This window comes from Arthrobacter sp. CAL618, assembly GCF_000468215.1.
Lineage (GTDB): Bacteria > Actinomycetota > Actinomycetes > Actinomycetales > Micrococcaceae > Arthrobacter_D.
Genome location: NZ_ASZW01000236.1, coordinates 1 through 755 on the forward strand (window position 1 = coordinate 1; position 755 = coordinate 755).

The 755-nt window shown below is 67.2% G+C and carries 1 protein-coding gene; it reads right to left on the reverse strand.

Features of this window, described 5'->3' with window-relative positions; translation table 11 throughout:
• Positions 1–755: DUF222 domain-containing protein (locus K728_RS22000; protein ID WP_024477096.1), on the reverse strand; the 755-nt coding region annotated here is incomplete at both ends.

A 755-nucleotide genomic window follows, 5' to 3' on the forward strand; every position in this document is an offset into this window, starting at 1 on the left:
AAGGGGTGGGTGAGGATCCTGGTGAACGATGGTGCGTGCCCGGCGAGCTTCCGGGCGGTCTCGGGATCAATCGGACCATACCCTTCCAGCTCACCCGGTGTGTCCCCGCCGAGGAGAGTCATCACCGGGACGGTGACGAACACCTTCGCCTGCACACCCCAATACGTGCTGGCCTCCCGCGGCTGACTGGGGCTGTTGCTCTCTCGCCGCTGACTGGATCCGCTGTTCGTCCCGGATCCGCTGTCCGTCCGCAATTCGGGGTCCGCTGTTCCCGGCCCGGCCCGGTCAGCACCCGGGCCGGCCCCAGCGGCAGTACCAGGTTCGGTCCCAGCGGCAGCAGCAGGGCCAGCAGGGCCAGCTGGGCCAGCTGGGTCGGGTGCGTCACTCATGTGTCCGGTGGGTCCGGCACTGGTCAGGACATCCACGAGCACATCGGCCCTGAGTTGGGTGAGGGTCCGGTCCTCGTCGGGGCCCTGCAGGTTACGGGCTGCGGTATCGACGCGGTGGAAAATCCCGGCAGCTTGTTCGGTGGGCAGGAAGGCTGCGAGCCAGGCCATCCCGTCCTGCGCCGGGTCCAGATACACTCGACGGTCCTGGAGCGCCTTCCGGTGCCGCAGGGTGATCGATTCTGGGTGGAAGATGTCACGTAACCGTTGGGCCTGGCGGTAAAACTTCGCCACCGTGGTCTTGCAGGCCAGACCGATGAGCTGGGCCTCGAATGCGGCCATCACGGCGGGAACGGTATCCGGGATACC